We start from the raw sequence: 721 nt of genomic DNA on the forward strand, positions 1-721 counted from the left end.
CTTACTTCGCAGCCTTGGCGGCCTTGATGGCCTCGATCAGCATGGGGGTGACCTTGAACAGGTCGCCGCAGATGCCGTAGTCGGCAATCTCGAAGATGGGCGCAGTGTCGTTCTTGTTCACCGCGATGATGCACTCGGAGTCCTGCATACCGGCCTTGTGCTGGATGGCGCCGGAGATGCCCAGGGCGATGTACACCTTCGGATGCACCGTCTTGCCGGTCTGGCCCACCTGATGGTCGGCAGACAGCCAGCCGGAGTCGATGGTGGCACGGGAGCCGCCCACGACGCCGCCCAGGACGTCCGCCAGCTCCTCAGCCAGCTTGATACCGCCCTCGACATCCTTGCTGATGCCGCGGCCCACAGACACGATGTAGTCCGCGCCGATCAGGTCCACCAGCTTCTTGGCGGCCTTCACGACCTCCACAACCTCGGTGTTCAGGTCGCTCTCGCTCAGCTGGAAGCTGGGCTTCACGATCTCGCACGCATCCGCCTTGGCCTGGTCGAAGACGTTCTTCTTCATCACGCCGGGGCGCACCGTCGCCATGCAGGGACGGAACCGCGGGCAGATGATGGTGGCCATCAGGTGGCCGCCGAAGGCCGGACGGGTCATCTTCAGGTTCCGGTCCTCCATATCCCACTTCTGGCTGTCCACGTCCAGGGTGCTGGACTCACGCAGGAACTGGATGTAGTTCGCCACATCCACGTCCAGGTGGGTGCAGTC

Annotated in this window: 1 protein-coding gene; it reads right to left on the reverse strand. The window is 63.7% G+C overall.

Annotated features, from left to right (window positions below; genetic code table 11):
• Position 1 precedes the first annotated feature (1 nt).
• The coding region (locus OCV80_RS16425) for an electron transfer flavoprotein subunit alpha/FixB family protein (protein WP_021748998.1) at positions 2-721 on the reverse strand (720 nt) is incomplete at its 5' end.

This window comes from Oscillibacter acetigenes, assembly GCF_025567605.1.
In the GTDB taxonomy this organism is placed as follows: domain Bacteria; phylum Bacillota; class Clostridia; order Oscillospirales; family Oscillospiraceae; genus Oscillibacter; species Oscillibacter welbionis.